Source organism: Shinella sp. HY16 (assembly GCF_028534175.1).
In the GTDB taxonomy this organism is placed as follows: Bacteria; Pseudomonadota; Alphaproteobacteria; order Rhizobiales; family Rhizobiaceae; genus Shinella.
Window position 1 is genome coordinate 800,370 of sequence record NZ_JAHYXL010000002.1, and the last position, 17,973, is coordinate 818,342.

Below are 17,973 nucleotides of genomic sequence, written 5' to 3' on the forward strand. Positions count from 1 at the left end.
GGGGCGTAGGGTCGCGTGACGCGGCCTATGAAGACCGTCTCGCAAACTTTAGTGTCGGCTCCTGCCTGGATGCCCTCCGGGCTCGCCAATCGGTTGGGCTCACGCCCGTTACGCGACGGAACTCACGATTGAAGTTCGATTTCGTGAGAAAGCCGACATCGTAGGTGAGGGTGGTGATGGGAATGTCGGCATTCTCCAGCAGCCGGCAGGCCTCGGCCACACGGAAATCATTTATGAATTGCGACAGGTTGTGCCCGCAAACCCCGTTCACGGCCTTGGACAGCAGACGGGCAGGGATCCCGGCTTTGCGGGCAAGCCTTTGGAGCGTCAGGTTGTGATCGCGATAGAGTTGCTGCTCCTCGATCAGAGCGATGAGCGTCGCGACGACGGCACTATCCGAATCGAGCACCAGCCGCGGTGTCTCGCCCTTTTCAGAAGGTGTCGTGTTTCGTGAGGCAATGGCCGCCCCTATCCCGAGAAGCAGGATAAGCGGGACCGTCGCGGCACTGACGATGACGGCGGCAAATGCGCCCTCGAACCACCGAATGCTCACCGATATCAGGCTGTCCGCAATCGCCGCCAGAAGAAGCGTCGCGGCCATTGCCTGCAGTGCCCGGTGAACCAGAGGAGCCTCCTCGATGCGGGCCAGATCGAGCGCATCCGAACCGCGCCAGGCAAGACGCGCCAGAAGGACGGCATACAACGCGAAGATGACGATCAGGGTCACGTCGAGCCACTGGGGCCTGGCGATCGCGAGCACGCCAATCAGCGCCGTTGGCAAGGCATGAGGCCAAAGGCGGCGGACGTTTTGGCTTTCCTGCCGCGAGACAAAAGCCGCAAAACCGATCCAGGCGAGGGGGCCGACAGCGGAAGCGAACAAGGCCTGAACCGGTAAATAGTCGTTCAGTGCTGTAGCCCCATCGTATGCCGATCAAGACAGACAAGGCTGCAAGCAGAATGACGAGAGATCGAAAGGAGCGGTTCGCGGTGGGCTCTCGCACACTCATTTGCGCCAGAAGGACAAGCAGCAGGAGTGCGGCGACAAACGGCAGCGGGATAAAAAGCATCGGGTCGATCCTGTTTGACGCGAGTATTGACCGGATCGTGATCCAAGACGACCTCGAACATGATCAAGGTCTCGATTGTGCCCGGAGTACACCACGGTGCCCCGCGACATTCCAACCGGGGCAACCTTGATGACCATACCTAGACTTCCGCTTTGGCTTCTCCTCCAGTACCTGCTCTTCGCGTCCTCCCCGACCCTTGCTGGCGTCGGTTTCCAGGAGATGGAAATCCCCGATCCGTCCCGTGGCACGATGCAGATACTTATCTGGTATCCCTCGACGGGCGAGCCACGACTGCAAAAGCTTGCGGCCTATGAGCAACGGATTGCGCAAAGCGGCAGGATTGACGGTGGTCCGTTGCCCCTGGTGGTCATATCGCACGGCACGGGCGGCAGTGCGCATGGGCATTGGCCGATGCGGGCTTTGTCGTCGTTGCCTTGACGCATCCCGGTGACAATTATGCTGACACACGCCACTACGCCAGACGCGAGCAACTGACGGAACGGCCTCGGCAGGTCTCCCGTGTGATCGACTACATGCTGGGCGCCTGGCCGGACCGCCGGGCGGTCGATCAGGGCCGGATCGGGATTTTCGGGTTCTCGATGGGAGGATTCACCGCACTCGCCAGCCTCGGGGGACGGCCGGAGACGTCCGGCCTCGTGGCGCAATGCAAGGCGATGCCCCGCAAGGCGGCCTGCCTGGCACTGGGCGGCGCGCAGGACGTCCGCCGGAAATTCGGACAAGCCGCACTTGGCGTCGTGCCCGATCCGCGGCTGAAGGCGGCATTCGTTGCAGCACCGGCCCTGCCGGCCCTGTTCCTGCCGGATGGCCTGCGTGACCTGCACAAGCCGGTGGAGTTGTGGGCGGCAGAACTGGACGAGCTGGTGCCCTTAGATCCCGATATTCTCATCGTCAGGGACGGGCTGCCTGTCCCGCCCGCCCGTCATATCGAACCGGGTGCGGGGCATTATTCGTTCCTGGCGCCGTGCACGGAAGCGCAAAAAGATGCTGCACACGACATCTGCGCCGACGGTCCGGGCTTCGATCGCGCGGTCTTTCACAGGCGCCTGAATGCCGCAGTCGTCGCATTCTTCAGGCGGAACCTCTGACCATTCTGAAACGCATCCGACTGGCACAGGAATTGGCCGAGCGGCGCCATGGCGCTCGCTCGGCAATGGGTGGGGCCTGATCTATGCGGTCTTGAGCTCAACAAAAAATTTGCGCAGCCGCCGCGGCATCACCCACAGGCCGCGGAACTGCTTTTCTATGATGAACAGGTCTCCGGCCTTAAAAGCGTCCTGTTGGCCGCTTTCGTCGACGAGGCTCACCTCGCCTTCGACGATGATGCACAGTTCGTCGAACGGGTAGGGGTCGAAGCGCAGGGTGCCGGACTCGGATTCCCAGATGCCGATCGTGGCCTGCGAAAGCGGTCGGTCGTAGAAGATGTGGGCTTTCTCCTGCGGGTTTCCCTCGAGCACGAGGTCGGGAAAGGACAGGCCGATGTCCTGCATGCCCTTCACGATGTCGCCGTGCTGGTGAAGGCGATGAAAAGATGATTTGCTCATTGGCGGACTTTCTTCAAGGGTTCCAGGCGCTGACCGGCGGCTTGCGACCGATCCAGGGCGTTGCCTGCTCGATTTGACCGGCCAGACGAAAGAGGGTGTCCTCCGCCCCGAAGCGACCGGTAAACATGATGCCGATGGGCAGGCCGCTCGAATCGTGATGAAGCGGGAGCGTCATCGAAGGCAGGCCGGCCGCGTTGGCGAGTGGGGTGAACGGGATAAACGCGAAGTATCGCTCAATGTAGCGGCGCCAGTCGGGGTCGTTGGCGGTGATGACCCCATGCTTTACCGGCGGTGCGCCGAGGGTGGGCGTCAGCCACAGGTCGTAGCGCTGGAAGAACGGCGCGACCTGCCGGGCAAGGGAGCCGAAATACTCCAATGCCGCGAGCAGCGTCGTCGCGGACAGGCTGCGACCGTATTCGCTGAGATTGAAATGGGCGCTTTCGATGATGCTTGCCGATGCCGTACGCCCTGTTGCGGCTGCAAGCTGATCGATGCCGTGGGCCAGATGGATGGCGAGGAGATTTGCGATGTGGCTTGCCAGTTCCTGCCCGCTGTAGTTCGGGGCGTCCTCCTCCACCTCGTGTCCGAGGTCCCGGCAGAGCCGGGCCGCTTTTTGCGCCGCCTCGATGCAGGATGGATCGACCATCGTACCGGCAGGTGAAATGGTGGACACGGCAATTCGCAGCCGCCCGGGCGGTGTCGAGACGTCCTTGAGGTAGGGACCGGTTTTACCGGGTGCGGCATGGCTCGAACCGGGCTCCCATCCGTCCGATGCGTCGAGGAGGGCGGCACTGTCGCGTACGGTGCGGGCAATCGCATGCTGGACAACAAGCCCGTTCCAGTATTCTCCGTCGACGGGGCCTGTCGGCGTACGGCCGCGTGTCGGCTTGAGGCCGAAGCAGCCGGTGCAGGAGGCCGGTATGCGGATCGAGCCGGCGCCGTCATTGGCATAGGCGACGGGCACCATACCGCTCGCAACGGCCGCGGCCGAACCGCCGGAGGAGCCGCCGCTGGTGTGGCCAAGATCCCAGGGGTTGTTGCAGGCGCCCTTGGCGACGGGCTCGGTGGTCACACTTGCCCCGAATTCCGGCAGGTTTGATTTCGCGGTGATAAGGAGGCCGGCCGCCCGGTAGCGCTGGATCAGGGTGGAGTCATAGGGGGCCGTCGTACCCTCGCCGAGCCGGCTGGCAAAATCACAGGGAAAGCCGGAATAGAAGAGGTACTCGTCCTTCAGCGCGATGGGCACGCCTTTGAACGGTCCGTCCGGGAGCCCCAGGCGGATGTCCCTTTCGGCAATGCCGCGCATCGATGCAACGATGGCGTTGATGCGCGGGTTCAGTTTCTCGATCGTGTCCCAGGCCGCGTCCAGCACTTCGCTTGGATGGACCTGCCTGGTCCGAACCAGCTCGGCAAGACCCAGTCCATCGTAGTTGGCGTAGTCAGAAAACAATTGCATTGCCCTCCATAAATTGTATTTCTTATCTACCAATACAATTTATGCAAGGGCTGCGATGTTCACTTCCACCAGCTTCGGCGAGGCCGACGAGCGGGAAATCCGAGACCTGATCGGCCGATACGGATTGGCCACTCTTGTGTCGCACAGTCCTTCGGCGGGCTTGCAGGCGACGGCTCTTCCTGCGCTCTTCGATCCCGACGATCCGTCAGGGCATACCCTTATCGGCCATATGGCGAGGGCCAACCCCCATTGGCGCAGCATCATGGACGGGGATGCGGTGCTGCTCCTGTTCCGAGGGCCGGACGCCTATGTATCGCCGGGTCACTACCGGGCGGAGGAGGATGTTCCGACCTGGAACTACTCCGCCGTGCAGCTGCGTGGCCATTTGCGCCACGCTCCGGACGCGGCGGAAAACGACCGTGTACTTCTGCGAACCGTCGAGCATTTCGAGGCGCGGCTTGGCCAAGGCTGGCGCCTCGGCGATATCAGTCCCGAAACGGTGAAGATGTATTCGAAGGGGACGGCCTCGTTTTCGATTGCCGTAACGTCGATCGAGGCCGCCCACAAGATGAGCCAGGACAAGCGCCGGACCGATGTCGTTGCCGTCATCGAAGGTTTGGCCACCTCCGACGATAAACAGGCCCGTGCCGTGGCAGAAACCATGGAGCGCATAACCTTGCGCCCCGGGCGCCACCGGCCCGATTCGTAGTTGATGCAGACCGATTGCCGTGGCCGCCCGGCGGCGCAACGCTTGAAACAGACGGGCAGGTGCGCATAAAACAGCACATGCCCGATGAACCCGATGTTACCGAAACCGCGACCGCACTCGAACTGGATATCGCCGACAGGATTCTCGCCTTCGCCCATGGCTCAAGACTGCCTGTCGGGGCGCATCTGACCGAGGCGGCCTTGTCTGCGGAATTCGGCGTATCGCGCACGCCGGTTCGCGGGGCACTCAACCTCTTGAAGCGCCGCGGCCATGTCGAACGCATCGCCAATCGCGGCTACTTCCTCACCGCCGATGTTTCCAGGATGCAAGCACCGGAAATCAGGCAGGAGCGACAAAGCGACCTCATCTACGAAGGCATGATCGGCGATTATCTCGGAGGCCGGCTGGAGGGGAAGGTGAGCGAAGCCCATCTCCTGCGGCGGTACAATGCCGACCGCCCTGCACTGGTGGAAGCGCTGGCGCGCCTGCAGGCTGAAGGCATCATTCGCGCCAATCCGGGCTATGGCTGGCAGTTCGAGGATCTGCTGCGTACGCTTGGCGCCAGCGACGAGAGCCAGCACTTTCGCCTGATCCTGGAGCCCGCGGGATTGCGGCAACCGACCTTTCGCATTGATCGCAAGCGGCTTCTGGCGTGCAAGAAGGAGCAGACGCATCTCCTGCAAAACCTCAGCGACAGGACACGCCCCTCGGATATCTTTGCCGCCAGCGTGCGCTTTCACGAACTGCTCGCCGAACTCTCGGGCAACCGCTTCATCCTGCAGGCTATCCAGCAGCAAAGCCGCACGCGGCGCCTCGTCGATTATCGCAGCTACCAGGACCTCGAGCGCGTTCGCAGCTTCTACCGGGAGCACGTCGCCATGATCGACCTCGTGCTGGAGGGCCGGATGGAAGAGGCTGCGATCCTCATGGAGAAGCACATCCTCGACGTCGTCCATTTCAAGCCTGGCGCTTTCTCCGCCACCACGTCCGGCAATCCGTAAGCCGTCGATCAGACATCCAGGCCACCAACGCGGCGGTCGTCGGGTTTCTTGCGCCCTCGGTATCGGACTCCGCGGAAAATGGTTGTTGTGCCCGCTGAAGATTCCTGAGGAGATGCAATGCAGGCATTGTTTTTTTCAAGATAAAAGTCTGCGAAATTCTCGCATGAAGCCTGAATGACACGTGTCGCCCGCTAGGTCATCGCCTCTGTATGCGGTTCCCCGCGCCGGCCAGACGCAGGTCTCATTGATTGACACCATAAGATGACCGGTGCTGCGGTGCAGATTGCCGAGAGAAATATATGGACACATCGGCCGTATCGCGTTGCAATGCGCCGCCAGTCGCTGAGCTGGACAACAGGTCCCCCACCTTGCGACATCGTCTATAGAGCGCTTTCTCGTGGCGATATGGTGTCTGCCTGCTGCAGCGGATGTCGCGGGCCGCGAGCGCCGGCAGGCCGAAGACAGGTCAGGCAGTGTCCCGATAGCTTGCGGCTTCGGGTGCAGGTGGGCTGGAGCGGAATCGCGCGCCCTTCAGCCAGAGCTTGAGCGCCTCCCAATGGATGCCGGCGATCACCTTCAGAGTCATGAAAGGAAAACGCAGGAGGCAGCTGGCGAGGTTGGCGTCGGTCAACGGCGCAGCATCCGCGTTGAACGTGGCGGCCAGCACGGGCTCCTTGCCGGCGGTCTCATGGATGCGCACGCGAACCGTTTTGCCCGGCGGCAGGATGCGGAAATGGTAACGCAACCCCATGTCCATGAAGGGCGAGACGTGAAAGATCTTCGTCCGTGTCTGGCGGATGCCGGCAGCGCTCCCTTCCCCCGCAAGTACCGGCGCCACATAGCTGTGCCGCTCGCCGAAGGTGTTGCGCACCGCGTAGATGAGCGCGACCAGCCGATCTTCTTCATCATAGGCGAAGTAGGTCGAGAGCGGGTTGAAAACGTAGCCGAACATGCGCGGATAGGCGAGCAGAAGGATGCGCGCCGCAGGCCTTTCAAGCCCGGCATGCGCCAGCAGACGGTCAGCGAACCGGCGCAGCGTTTCGTCCTCCTCTTCGCCATGATCTCGCTCGTGGACCGACAGGATACCGGCCCGGTTGACCGAGAGCAGGCGGGTGAGTTCGGCAAGCTCGCCAAGGCGGTCGATATCCACCAGCAAGGAGAAAACGCTGTAGCTGAAACGGTGGCCAAAGGGATTGAGCCTCTGGTGCATGACCTTCCCGAGATAGAGCGTGCCGGCAGCTGGAGGCGGCGGGCCGTTTTCTGCCATGCTGGTGATGCGGGCTTCCCTCATGCCTTATCCCTTGCCGAAACCCTCACCGCGCCAGCTGCCAGTGGACATTCCTGCACAACACACCGCCTAGAATGCAGCCGCGCGTAAGAAGGGCCCTGTCCGAAACCTGAACGGTGATCGAATAGGTGCGGTCGCGTTTGGCGTCGTAGGCGGTGCCGGACAGCGTGTCGGGCGATTTGGGCTCAAGCGACATGACCAGGCGGTCGCCGGCTTCCTCTCCCTTGCTGGTATCACGGATCCAAAGATTGGTGGCGCAGATGTTGCTGCCGCAAGGTGCGATGCGCACGCGCGCGTTCCCGTCGTCCCGTAGCCAGACACCGCTCGGATCGGCGGATTGCTGTGCGTAGGAGGCGGTGGCAGTCGATATCACCGCAGCGTATGCAGCCAGAATGGCTAGCCTCATCGGTCCATCCTCGTCGCTTTTGGTGAAATACGCACCGGCGGGCCGATCGGTTCACTCAAGGTGATCCGTCATGGCGAGAAAATCGTAGAAAATGCCGGGTACATCATCGGAGACATCGGCATGAAAACCGCCATCGCAGCCTATCTGGCAACCGGCATCGCCTTTCTGATCGTCGATGCCATCTGGCTTTCGACGATGGCAGACGTGCTCTATCGGCCGCTTCTGGGCGACAAGCTCGTACCGCAGTTTCTTCTGATCCCGGCGATCGCCTTCTACCTGATCTATGTCGCCGGCATTGTGTTCTTCGCCGTCTTGCCGGCTCTCGAGAGCGGTGGCCTCGGCAGGGCTGCGCTGAACGGTGCAGTGCTTGGGCTCGTGGCCTATGCGACCTATGACCTTACCAACCAGGCGACCTTGAAAGACTGGCCGCTTTCCATCACCCTCGCCGACATCCCCTGGGGTGCCTTCGTGACCGCTGTCGGCGCATCAGCGGGCTTTTTTGTCGCCAGCCGCGTCGGTTGATTGTTCGGCCTGCGCCAGGAGGCCGGAGAACATGAGGGCGACGAAAGCGGTAAGTGCGCCTGCGCTGATGACGTTGAGCCGCGCCAGTGCGGCATATTCGGCGGCGTCGTACCGTGCAAGGGGCGGTCCATAAGCGTCGGGTAACCCCAGGAAGACGCCAAAGGCGAGGGCGGTGAGCATCAGGCCTGCCCAGCGCTCGCCCGGGCGGAACAGCAAGAGGGCAAGCACCCCGCAGGGAACAAGAAAGATCTCGACCGCCGATGCTGCGCCGAACAGCCATGTCGAAAGCACGGTGTTACCGATACCCGCCAGAGGCAGAAGTCCTCGGCCGGCGACGGTGTTCCATCGGGCGATGGCCGGTACGGCGAGAAAGAACGGTGTCGACAGGAACGTGAACCAGGCGGGGGTGATGTCGGGGCTTACAAGCCAGAAAAGATAGAACGGATAGAAAGGCTGGTTCGAGGCGACGAGCAGTGCGATCACATTTGCCGCAGCGACACGCGGATCCGGATGGCGGGCGTAAGCCTGTACCGTCTTGATCAGAGCAGGGAACAGGGAGATCATGGCCCCGCGCCGGCGGGTCGGAGGCGGTAGTGACTGACGCCCCATTCTTCGCCGCCGGCATGGCCGAAAAGCCCGGCGGTTGCGAGAAAGAACATCCGCCATCGGCGTATCCAGAGCGCCGCCTCCTGTCCATAAGTCGCATTGAAGATGGTGCGGATGGCCTCTCGGTTGCGGTCGAAATTGTCGAGCCAGTCAAGCGCCGTGCGTTCGTAGTGCTTGCCGTTCCAGCGCCAGTCCCTTTCGACGGTGAAGCTGTCGCTGAACTCCCACAGCAGACCGTGGCTCGGCATGACGCCGCCTGTGAAGAAATACTGGGCGATCCAGTCCGCCTTGTCGGCGTGGTCGAAGCGGTAGGCGGTTTTGCGATGGGAGAAGACGTGCAGGAAGAGCCGCCCGTCCGGGCGGATCCAGCTGCTTGCCCGCTCGAGAAGCATCTGCCAGTTGGACATATGTTCGAACATCTCCACCGAGACGATCCGGTCAAACCTGCTGCCAGGGGAAAAACTGTTCATGTCGGCGGTGATGACGGTCAGATTTCGCAGGCCGCACCGCTCAGCTTCTCTCTCGATAAAGGCGCGCTGCGACGATGAATTCGACACGCTGACGATACGTGCAGCCGGGTAGCGCTCGGCCATGAACAGGGAGAGGGAGCCCCAGCCGCAACCGAGCTCCAGAATGTCCTGGCCATCCGCAAGGTCTGCATGGGCGCAGGATTCGTCCAGCGCCGCAATCTCGGCCTCCGCAAGCGTGGTGCCGGGTGAGGCATAAAGACAGGAGGAATACTTGCGGCGCGGACCGAGCGTCAGCGAAAAGAACGCCGCCGGAAGCTCGTAGTGCTGGGCGTTCACTTCATCGGTGTGAACGGCAATCGGCCATTCGGTCATTGATCGCGCAAATTCGCGGTCGGTCGGGCCTCCGTCCTGCGCCAGCAGGCGGCGCGTGCGGCTTACAAGTCGGTTGATGCCAAAGCGCACTGCGTGATCGGGCAGTGGCAGGCGCTCGGCGGCAGTGATAGCGGCAACGGCAAGGTTCATGTCATCCTTCCCTTCTTTTGGGGGCCAGGCCAGAAGGCATTGACACGTTCGACATAGGCAGCAAAAGCGACGCCACGCGAGCGCATCATATGGGCCTCAAGCGGCGGAATCCCCGAGACATGGACGAGCAGCCAGTACATGAAGGCGGGCCCCGCAAGTGCCGTCCAGCCCCAGCCCCAGACGCCCGCGGGACCGATGGCGATGACCGCGTAGCCTGCCCATCCAAGCCACTGGAAAAAGTAGTTCGGATGACGCGAAAGGCTCCAGAGGCCATGATCGCAGACCTTTCCCGTGTTTGCAGCTTTACTGCGGAACTGCGCCAGCTGCGTATCGGCGACACCTTCTCCGATCACGGCTATGACGAGAATTGCAATACCGGCAGCATCGCTCCAGTGAAGACCGTTGGCAGGGTTTCGAGCGGCAATGAAAATCGTCGCAGTCAGGAGGAGCGCAGCCGCTGCCTGGACTTGAAGGAACAGGAAGAGGCGCGAACGCCAGCTTTCCTCCCATTGCTCGCGTAGGCTGGCATAGCGCGGGTCCTCCCCGCCGTGCAGCGTGCGTCGCAGGATATGAATGCCGAGGCGACAGGACCAGACCCCCGCGATGGTTGCGACGAGGAGGCGCCGCCGGTAATCGCCATCCCAGCCGTCGACATGCGTGAGCGCCGCGACCATACCGGCAGCACCGACAAGAAAGGACCAAACCGCGTCGACCCAGCCGGATACCGCACCCTTGACCACGGTGAGCCACACCGCGGTCATTGCGAGGGAGACAGCGGCCGCCAGGAGGATGGAAAGCGCCGCCGCCGTCATGGCTCAGATGCCGAAGAGCGGCTGCAGCATGCGGCCGATGACGTTCTTGAAGCGCATCTTGCCCTCCATGGCGGCAAGGCAAATGCAATAGCCGTCCTTGTCGACAACAGGCTGGTGTTCGGCCTCCTCGTCCATTTCCGCCAGATCTCCGGGGCGAAACGTCCCGAACCGGTCGGAGAACGAGCCTGAGACGACATAGGTCAATTCGGTGCCGACATGTCCGTGATCGGGCAACGCCCGGCCAGGCGCCACCTTGAGCAGAATGAGATTGGCATCCGGATCTTGCGGCACACCGACACGACTCATCTTCATGCCCGGGCCGATCCAGCACCAGTGCCCGATATCGCAGCCGCGCAAGGCCTCCGGCAAGGGAACGCCCTCTATCTCCACAGGCACCAGAGGCGCCGTGGCGACGGGCGACACGCCCTCCTCTTCGTCGAGCATTGCAAGCACATCGTTCAGTGCCGTTGCCGAAAGCGGCGTGGATTCAGCCGTTTCCAAAAGAGCGCCACCGAGCGCCTCGTATTCGCCGACCCGGGTGCGGCAGACAAGGCAGCTTGCCAGATGCGCTTCGACGACGATGGCGGGGCCTGCAGCAAGCGTGCCGGCGGCAAAACGCATCAATGTTTTATCTTTTGCGTGATGTGTGATGGTCATGTTTGGTCTTCCAGCAGCGCGCGCAAGCGGTTCATGGCCAGACGTGTTCTAGATTTCACGGTCCCCAGGGGAATACCCAGCTCATCGGCGATTTCGGTTTGCGATTTCTCGCTGAAATAGGAGAGGCGGATGATCGTCTGCTGTTCCATCGAGAGCGCGGTGAGCGCATGGCGCACGCGCTCGTCCCGTTCCGCCCCGAGCAGGTCGTCCTCGAGCGTTTGCCGCCCACCCTCCGGGTCGGGCGGCAAGATCGAGGGATCCCGCTGCCTGCGCAAGTGATCGATGCGGATGTTGCGTGCGATGGTGAAGACCCATGTCGCGACACCCGCTCGCTCAGGGTCGAAATAGGAGGCCTTGCGCCAGACATTCAGCATCGTCTCCTGCACGAGGTCTTCCGCAACGACGGACGAGAGAGACCAGCGAAGAAAGAAGGTCTTAAGCTTCGGCCCGAAATAGCCAAAAAGCAGCGCGAAGGCCTGACGGTCACGGCCGTGAGCGACCTGCCCAACCATCTCGGCGAGAGCATCGGGCGAAGGTGTGTCTTGTGCTTCCTTTGACCTCACGACGGCAAGCCGCCGGCCTGTCGGCACGCTTGGTTTGTGCTCAATCTCGATAGGGCTTGAAGCTTCATTCATGCCTCCTTCTACGCGGCGTTCTCCGAGATGGATCACATGCATCGAAATAGGCCTTCCAAAGTGATCCGCCAGAGGCCCGCGCCCGTAAAGGGTACTAATTGCTTCCTGTGATTTCGAGTGCCGCAAAAGGATCGATATGCGCCATTTTCCCACATCGGACCGGCCCCTGAAAATCGCCGTCGTCGGCACGGGTATCGCCGGCCTTTCGGCTGGATGGCTTCTAGCACAACGTCATGACGTGACCGTTTTCGAGGCGGACAACCGCATCGGGGGGCATTCTCACACCGTGCAAGCGGGCGGCGCTCCTGTCGATACGGGATTTATTGTCTATAACGAGGCGACCTATCCCAACCTGACAGCGTTGTTTGCGCATCTCGGCGTCCCGACCAAGGCGTCGGACATGTCCTTTTCCGTTTCGATGGATGACGGTCAGCTGGAATATGCGGCAACAAACCTTGCAGGTCTGTTTGCCCAGCGCAGCAATCTCGCAAGCCCGCGTTTCTGGTCGATGCTGCGCGACCTCGTGCGCTTTTATCGACATGCACCGAGCGGCGTGAGAAATCTTGATCCAGCCGCAAGTCTCAACGACTATCTCGACAGCGCGGGTTTCGGCCGGGCCTTTCGGGAAGATCACCTTTATCCCATGGCGGCGGCAATCTGGTCGACGCCGGCGCTCGAGATCGGCAATTATCCGGCGCTTTCCTTCGTGCGCTTCTGTGAAAACCACGGTCTTCTGAAATTCGTGCGCCGGCCGGTCTGGCGCACGGTGGATGGCGGTAGCCGCGCCTATCTCGAGCGGCTGACCGCGCCCTTGCGCGAGCGTATCCGTGTCAATGCGCCGGTCAAGTCGATCCGTCGTGTAAACGGTGCCGTGGAAATTTCCGTGCTGGGAGCGGAGCCCGAATGGTTTGATCACGTCGTGATTGGCGCTCATGCCGATCAGGCGCTTGGCATGCTTGCCGACCGATCGAAAAAGGAGGCCGCGCTCTTGAGCGTTTTTTCCTATGGCGACAATGAAACGGTCCTGCACAGGGATGAACGCCTGATGCCAAACCGGCGGCGCGTATGGGCGAGCTGGAACTATCTGGCGCGGTCCGGGCGCGACGGCACAGCACCCCGCAAACCTTGCGTGACCTACTGGATGAACCGATTGCAGGGGATCGAGGATCCGCGTCCGTTCTTCGTGACGCTGAGCCCGCTGCACGCCGTGGCGGAAGACAAAATCATTTGGCGTGGAGTGTACCAGCATCCCTTGTTCAATGCCCAAACGCTCGCGGCACAGAAGCAACTCTGGTCACTTCAGGGTGAAGACAATACCTGGTTCTGCGGCTCCTACTTCGGCTCCGGCTTTCATGAGGATGCAATACAGGCTGGGCTTGCGGTTGCTGAGAGCCTTGGCGGCATGGCCAGGCCATGGTCCGTCGAAGGGGAATCGGATCGCATTTTCCGGACCTTGCAGTCCGCCTAGCGCTCGTATTCCGTTCGCAGTAGCTCCTTGTTTCAAGCAGAGGAGAAATGCTGCCGCGGATAGGGCAGACCGATCCACTATGTCCCGAAACCTCAAAACTCGGCTTCGCCAAGCCCAGGTTCATACATCGAAATCAGGCGACCATTCGCTCCAGCGCTTCTGCCACCGCATTGGTCGTGCGTTCGATATGGCTGCGGATAACATCTATGGCACGGGCTGTATCCCGGTCGAGCGCAGCATCGAGGAGGGCACGGTGCTCCAGATGGATGTCGCGTGTGAACACCGTCTTGATGCGTGAAAGACGTCGATACCGTTCGTGGTGGCGGAACATCATTTCGCGCATGCGCAGCACCCAGGTCGAGGGACAGGCTGCCACCAGCGCTTCGTGAAAGTCGTTGTTCAGTCGCTCCCAGTCCTTCAGGCGGTCTGCACCCTGATTGTCGGAAAGTTCGATCCGTTCGAGGCGGTGGTAGGTGGTAATGACCTTCTCCTCCCACAGCCGGTCCCCCTTGGGAATGGACTGGGAGAGGGCGTCCGCCTCGAAGATCTTGCGCAGGTGCCCGATTTCCCGCGCATCCGATACGGACATCGGCGCGACGACGAAACCGCGCTGGCCAAGCAGGGTCACCAGATACTCCCCGGAAAGACGCGCAAGCGCCTCACGCAGCGGCCCCGCGCCGATATCATAGCGGTCCCGCAGGACATCAATCTTCAGCTTCATGTCCGGCGCAAGCGCGCCCGACACGATGTCCTCCCGCATGAGCCTGTATGCCTTTTCCGCCTGGGTCTTTTCGTCCCCGGTTTCCAGAACGTCCTGCTGCGTTTTCGACAAAGATGCGAGCTCCCCTTTTTTTGATTTTCGATATTTATTCCATTTTCTAAAAAACATCAATTTAGAAATTGACTTTCAAATAATATCGATATTTTATCCGTCGCGGGAGGAATATCGATGCTATCGTCACAAAACAATCCATCCGTCAACCATCTCGAGGCGCAGCCAAAGGCCTTCGGCGCCGGCATGCTCATGGTTGCCAGCCGTAAAATCGCTGCCTGTGAAGCTTGGCTGGCGGGCGCGTTGATCTTCCTGATCTTCCTGCTGCTGCTCGCCAATGTCGTTTGCCGGACCCTCGGTCTGCCCCTTATCTGGGCAGACGAGCTGGCGGTGCTGCTGATGGCCTGGGTCGCCTTTGTCGGCGCGTCCATGGGGCTGGCCCACCGCCAGCATATCGCGGTGACGCTGCTTCCCGATGCAATGCCAGCTGCCGCACGCCGACGCCTCGCGCTTCTGGTCGATGGCCTGCTGCTCGTCTTTCTTGCGGTGCTGATCGTCCAGTTGTGGAACTGGTTCGATCCGATCGGCCTTTGGCGCGCTGGATCAGTCGATGCCTTCTCCTCCTCCGCTTTCAATTTCATCTACCAGGAGCCGACAATTACGCTTGGCGTTCCGAAATTCTGGTTCTGGCTGGTTCTCCCGATCTTCTGCCTGACTTCGGTTCTGCACGTCGTCGCATCACTTCTGGCCCGCTACAACGCTCCGGCGGAGACCGCACAATGATTGCTACTGCTTCCTTTGTCGGCCTGATCGCCGTCGGCATGCCAATCGCTTTCGCGCTGGCCGCACTTGCGATGATCTATATCTTCACCAGTGGCAACACGGTGCTCCTCCAGTCCTATGGCCAGCAGATGTTCGGCGGCCTGGAGAACTACGGGTTGCTTGCGCTTCCGCTTTTCATCCTGCTCGGCGAGTTCATGAATGCCGGCGGCATCGGCCGGCGCCTGATGGGGCTGGCACTTGCGCTGCTTCGTCCGCTGCGTGGCGGCCTTGCCTATGTCAATCTCGTCGCGAACATGATGATGGCCTCCATCCTCGGTTCCACTGTCGCGCAAATCACCATCATGTCGCGCCTCGCGGTCCCGGAAATGGAGCGCAATGGGTACCCGCGGGATGTGTCGATGGCGATCACGGCGGCCGGCGGCCTGCTTGCGCCGATCATCCCGCCCTCCATGCTCTTCATCATCTTCGGCGTCATTGCGCAGATCCCGATCGGCGACCTGTTCATCGCAGGCATCGTGCCCGGCTTCCTTATCTTCTTTGCCTTCATCGCCGTCATAGCGTGGCTTGGTCACCGGCATCGGTTCCCGATGACGCCACCCATGCCGATGAGGGCCCGTCTTGCCGCGGTGAAGGACGCGCTTCCGGCCGCGCTGATCCCGATCATCATCGTGGGTTCGATCCTGGGGGGTATCGCAACGCCGACGGAATCGGCCGCCGTTGCCAGCCTCGCGGCAATTGCCATCGGCATGTTCGTCTATCGCGAGCTCGACGCCAAAGACATCCTGCCTGCCTTCGCCAATGCCGCGAAAGGGGCGGCGAGCGTTCTCTTCCTCATCGCCGCCGCACAGGTCTTCAGCTGGGTCATCACCTTTGAAAACCTGCCGGCGATGGTCGCCGAATCCATGCAGGCGATGACCTCCTCGCCGACGATCTTCCTCCTGCTGCTCTGCGCCCTGCTTCTGGTGGTCGGCATGATCACGGATCCCATTCCGGCGATCATCCTGATCGTGCCCGTCTTCCTGCCGGTCGCGACCAATGTCTATGGCATCGACCCGTTCCATTTCGGCATCATCGTCTGCCTCAACCTGACGCTGGGTCTCCTGACACCTCCGGTGGGAACCGGGCTGTTCGTCGCCTCGCTGATGGGCAATGTGCGGGCGGAGCGCCTTTCCGTTCTCCTTCTGCCGTTCTTCGCCGCAGTGCTCGTCGTTCTCGCTCTTCTGGTGTTCTTCCCGGTGCTCTCCATCGGCCTGAAGGAGCTGCTGTGATGGCGAATGTCTGGATCCTGGGTGGCGGTCTCATCGGCTGCGGATGGGCAGTCGCCTTTGCGGGGGCAGGCCACAAGACCGTGGTGATCGATCCCGATCCGGCGACTGAAGATCGCCTCGCGGCCACCTGGAGCACGGGCCGACCCGTTGTGGAACGGCTCGGGCAGCTCTCTCCTGCCGGCGTACCCCCACGATGGAGCACAACGGCCGCAACGGCGGGGGCGAAACCGGAGCTGGTGCAGGAATGCCTGCCGGAGCGGATGGCGTTGAAGATTGAAGCCCTGCAAGCACTCGAACCCTTTTTGCACCCCGATACGATCATCGCCTCTTCATCGTCCGGGCTTGATCCGGACCAGATGGCCGAAGGATTGGCCCGGCCGGAGCGCTTGCTGATCGCCCATCCCTGCAATCCCCCCTACCTGATGCCGGTGGTGGAGCTCTGCGGTGGTGCGGAAACTTCTGCGACCACGATCGAATGGGCCCAGCGATTCTATGAGGCGATGGGCAAGACGGTGTTGAAACTGTCGCGGCCGATGCCCGGCCACCTCGTCAATCGCCTGCAGACGGCCCTGTGGCGGGAGGCAGTTTACCTCGCGCGCGAGGGCGTTGCGAGCGTCGGCGATATCGAACGGGCGGTGACGGCCGGGCTTGCACCGCGCTGGTGCTTCGTCGGTCCGACCGGGGTTTTTCATCTCGCGGGCGCCGAAGGCGGCATTGCGCGGTGCATCGACCAGCTCGGTCCGCAGATCGAGCGCTGGTGGGAAAGCCTCGGGGCCCCTGCGCTGGACGAGAAGGCACGCCGTCTGCTCGCAAGCGGCATGGAAGCGCACGACCGACGGCCGGTGGAGGCGATTGCCGCTGACCGCGACGACAAGCTGGCCAGCCTGATGACATTTCTGGCGGAGGAAACCGCCGGTTCCAAACACATCCAAACGGGAGGAAACAACGGATGAAAGCTGCAAAATTCCTGGCCGCGGTGGCAACCATCGTGGCGGGCCTTCATTCAGCGCCGGCCCTCGCCGAGCAATACCGGCTCGGCCTGATCACGCCGCCGCCGCATCAATGGAGCAAGAGCGCTGAAAGCCTTGCAAAGAAGATCAAGGATGCGACCGAAGGGCGTGTCGACATCTCGATCTTTCCGTCCGGCCAGCTCGGCAGCGAGGCACAGATGCTGCAGCAGCTGCAGACTGGCGCCATCGACTTCGCCTTCCTGACGCTCGGTGAATTTGCAAATCGGGATCCGAACTATGGTGTCTTCCTGGCGCCCTATATTGTTAAGGATGCCGCCGGCGCGCAGAAGCTGCTGAAGGGAAAAGTGGCGGAAAAGCTCGTCGCCGGCCTCGACAAATTCGCTCTCAAGGGCTTCGGCTGGGGCATGGCCGGCATGCGCGAGATCGTCATGCGCGGCAAGGTCGCTTCGGCCGCCGACCTCTCCGGCAAGAAGGTACGTACGGTGCCTTTTGCGCAGGAGCTGTTCTTCTGGCAGCAGCTGGGCGCCGCCCCCACGCCGATGCCGCTGCCCGCGCTCTATGACGCCTTTGCCAATGGTCAGGTCGATGGCATGCAGATCGACTTCGAAGGCACCTGGAACTCGAAATATTACGAGCATGCGGGTACAATCCTTGCGTCCAACCACATGATGTTCCCGATGATCGCTGTCGGTTCGGCGCGCAAATGGCAGGGCATTTCCGAAGCGGATCGCGCGGTGGTGGAAAAGCTGATGGCGGAAGAACTCGACGCAGTCGTCGGCGCCTATTCCTCCATCGACAATGACTATCTCGAAAAACTCAAGTCGACGGATGTACCCGTCGTGGTTGCGGACCGGGCGTTTTTCAGTGCAGCAGTCGATGCCTGGTACGCCGAATGGCGCAAGAAGACGCCACTTCTGATCGAATTGGAAGCAGAAGCCGGCGCGCTTTGAGCGCTACCGGCATTGACGGAAGGGTGCGTCATCCGGCGCACCCTTGAG

General features: G+C 61.7%; 20 protein-coding genes and 1 pseudogene. 9 read left to right on the plus strand and 12 right to left on the minus strand.

Features of this window, described 5'->3' with window-relative positions:
• Positions 1 to 25 precede the first annotated feature (25 nt).
• The gene (locus K0P03_RS24205) at positions 26 to 880 is read right to left on the minus strand and encodes a helix-turn-helix domain-containing protein (RefSeq protein WP_272790804.1); all 855 of its coding nucleotides are present in this window, start codon (positions 878 to 880) and stop codon (positions 26 to 28) included.
• 708 nt (positions 881 to 1,588) lie between these two features.
• Between K0P03_RS24205 and K0P03_RS24210 the strand changes: the two genes are divergently transcribed.
• Positions 1,589 to 2,173 carry an alpha/beta hydrolase family protein gene (locus tag K0P03_RS24210; RefSeq protein ID WP_272790805.1) on the plus strand — a complete coding sequence of 195 codons (585 nt, stop codon included), beginning with the start codon at positions 1,589 to 1,591 and terminating at the stop codon, positions 2,171 to 2,173.
• Between the two features lie 81 nt (positions 2,174 to 2,254).
• On the opposite strand, the gene K0P03_RS24215 is transcribed toward K0P03_RS24210, so the two are convergent.
• Both K0P03_RS24215 and K0P03_RS24220 read right to left on the minus strand, forming a co-directional pair.
• Positions 2,255 to 2,629 carry a cupin domain-containing protein gene (locus K0P03_RS24215; protein WP_023512060.1) on the minus strand — a complete coding sequence of 125 codons (375 nt, stop codon included), beginning with the start codon at positions 2,627 to 2,629 and terminating at the stop codon, positions 2,255 to 2,257.
• Between the two features lie 13 nt (positions 2,630 to 2,642).
• The gene (locus K0P03_RS24220) at positions 2,643 to 4,085 is read right to left on the minus strand and encodes an amidase (RefSeq protein WP_272790806.1); all 1,443 of its coding nucleotides are present in this window, start codon (positions 4,083 to 4,085) and stop codon (positions 2,643 to 2,645) included.
• Between the two features lie 55 nt (positions 4,086 to 4,140).
• Here K0P03_RS24220 and K0P03_RS24225 point away from each other — a divergent pair, with 55 nt between their 5' ends.
• Positions 4,141 to 4,794, plus strand: a complete 654-nt coding sequence (locus K0P03_RS24225; RefSeq protein ID WP_272790807.1) for an FMN-binding negative transcriptional regulator — start codon at positions 4,141 to 4,143, stop codon at positions 4,792 to 4,794.
• Between the two features lie 77 nt (positions 4,795 to 4,871).
• Entirely contained in the window at positions 4,872 to 5,795 is a 924-nt protein-coding gene (locus K0P03_RS24230) for a GntR family transcriptional regulator (RefSeq protein WP_272790808.1), read from the plus strand.
• Positions 5,796 to 6,049: 254 nt separating this feature from the next.
• On the opposite strand, the pseudogene K0P03_RS35710 reads toward K0P03_RS24230, so the two are convergent.
• The 3 genes and pseudogenes from K0P03_RS35710 to K0P03_RS24240 all read right to left on the minus strand — a co-directional run.
• Positions 6,050 to 6,142: pseudogene (locus tag K0P03_RS35710) on the minus strand (IS5/IS1182 family transposase); the annotation flags it as partial.
• Between the two features lie 119 nt (positions 6,143 to 6,261).
• A complete protein-coding gene (locus tag K0P03_RS24235) occupies positions 6,262 to 7,086 on the minus strand; it encodes a DUF1365 domain-containing protein (RefSeq protein ID WP_023512064.1) in 825 nt (274 codons plus the stop codon).
• Between the two features lie 22 nt (positions 7,087 to 7,108).
• A complete protein-coding gene (locus K0P03_RS24240) occupies positions 7,109 to 7,489 on the minus strand; it encodes a DUF2147 domain-containing protein (RefSeq protein WP_023512065.1) in 381 nt (126 codons plus the stop codon).
• Positions 7,490 to 7,609: 120 nt separating this feature from the next.
• Here K0P03_RS24240 and K0P03_RS24245 point away from each other — a divergent pair, with 120 nt between their 5' ends.
• Positions 7,610 to 8,011 carry a DUF2177 family protein gene (locus K0P03_RS24245; protein WP_023512066.1) on the plus strand — a complete coding sequence of 134 codons (402 nt, stop codon included), beginning with the start codon at positions 7,610 to 7,612 and terminating at the stop codon, positions 8,009 to 8,011.
• Here the strand turns inward: K0P03_RS24245 and K0P03_RS24250 are convergent.
• The 5 genes from K0P03_RS24250 to K0P03_RS24270 are packed head-to-tail and all read right to left on the minus strand — an operon-like array spanning position 7,976 to position 11,755.
• Positions 7,976 to 8,575 (minus strand): hypothetical protein, encoded by a 600-nt coding sequence (locus K0P03_RS24250; RefSeq protein ID WP_023512067.1) that lies wholly within the window; start codon positions 8,573 to 8,575, stop codon positions 7,976 to 7,978. The genes K0P03_RS24245 and K0P03_RS24250 overlap by 36 nt on opposite strands.
• Positions 8,572 to 9,609: an SAM-dependent methyltransferase gene (locus K0P03_RS24255; protein WP_023512068.1), complete on the minus strand. Its 1,038-nt coding sequence runs from the start codon at positions 9,607 to 9,609 to the stop codon at positions 8,572 to 8,574. The genes K0P03_RS24250 and K0P03_RS24255 overlap by 4 nt, the downstream gene beginning before the upstream one ends.
• The gene (locus tag K0P03_RS24260; RefSeq protein WP_023512069.1) at positions 9,606 to 10,421 is read right to left on the minus strand and encodes a DUF1295 domain-containing protein; all 816 of its coding nucleotides are present in this window, start codon (positions 10,419 to 10,421) and stop codon (positions 9,606 to 9,608) included. Before K0P03_RS24260 ends, K0P03_RS24255 begins: the two co-directional genes overlap by 4 nt.
• Before the next feature lie 3 nt (positions 10,422 to 10,424).
• Positions 10,425 to 11,078 carry a ChrR family anti-sigma-E factor gene (locus tag K0P03_RS24265; protein WP_024269922.1) on the minus strand — a complete coding sequence of 218 codons (654 nt, stop codon included), beginning with the start codon at positions 11,076 to 11,078 and terminating at the stop codon, positions 10,425 to 10,427.
• Positions 11,075 to 11,755: a sigma-70 family RNA polymerase sigma factor gene (locus tag K0P03_RS24270; protein ID WP_245290322.1), complete on the minus strand. Its 681-nt coding sequence runs from the start codon at positions 11,753 to 11,755 to the stop codon at positions 11,075 to 11,077. Before K0P03_RS24270 ends, K0P03_RS24265 begins: the two co-directional genes overlap by 4 nt.
• Before the next feature lie 94 nt (positions 11,756 to 11,849).
• Between K0P03_RS24270 and K0P03_RS24275 the strand changes: the two genes are divergently transcribed.
• Positions 11,850 to 13,181: an NAD(P)/FAD-dependent oxidoreductase gene (locus tag K0P03_RS24275; RefSeq protein ID WP_272790809.1), complete on the plus strand. Its 1,332-nt coding sequence runs from the start codon at positions 11,850 to 11,852 to the stop codon at positions 13,179 to 13,181.
• A 133-nt stretch (positions 13,182 to 13,314) separates the two neighbouring features.
• On the opposite strand, the gene K0P03_RS24280 is transcribed toward K0P03_RS24275, so the two are convergent.
• Positions 13,315 to 14,013: an FCD domain-containing protein gene (locus K0P03_RS24280; protein WP_050746025.1), complete on the minus strand. Its 699-nt coding sequence runs from the start codon at positions 14,011 to 14,013 to the stop codon at positions 13,315 to 13,317.
• A gap of 117 nt (positions 14,014 to 14,130) precedes the next feature.
• Here K0P03_RS24280 and K0P03_RS24285 point away from each other — a divergent pair, with 117 nt between their 5' ends.
• Genes K0P03_RS24285 through K0P03_RS24300 form a run of 4 tightly spaced genes read left to right on the plus strand, consistent with a single transcriptional unit; the run spans position 14,131 to position 17,925 of the window.
• Positions 14,131 to 14,736 (plus strand): TRAP transporter small permease, encoded by a 606-nt coding sequence (locus K0P03_RS24285; protein ID WP_024269925.1) that lies wholly within the window; start codon positions 14,131 to 14,133, stop codon positions 14,734 to 14,736.
• On the plus strand, positions 14,733 to 16,004 hold the full coding sequence (locus K0P03_RS24290; RefSeq protein ID WP_272790810.1) for a TRAP transporter large permease: 1,272 nt from the start codon (positions 14,733 to 14,735) through the stop codon (positions 16,002 to 16,004). The genes K0P03_RS24285 and K0P03_RS24290 overlap by 4 nt, the downstream gene beginning before the upstream one ends.
• A complete protein-coding gene (locus K0P03_RS24295) occupies positions 16,004 to 16,957 on the plus strand; it encodes a 3-hydroxyacyl-CoA dehydrogenase NAD-binding domain-containing protein (RefSeq protein WP_272790811.1) in 954 nt (317 codons plus the stop codon). Before K0P03_RS24290 ends, K0P03_RS24295 begins: the two co-directional genes overlap by 1 nt.
• Positions 16,954 to 17,925, plus strand: coding sequence for a TRAP transporter substrate-binding protein (locus K0P03_RS24300; RefSeq protein WP_272790812.1), 972 nt, complete (start codon positions 16,954 to 16,956; stop codon positions 17,923 to 17,925). Before K0P03_RS24295 ends, K0P03_RS24300 begins: the two co-directional genes overlap by 4 nt.
• Positions 17,926 to 17,973: the final 48 nt, after the last annotated feature.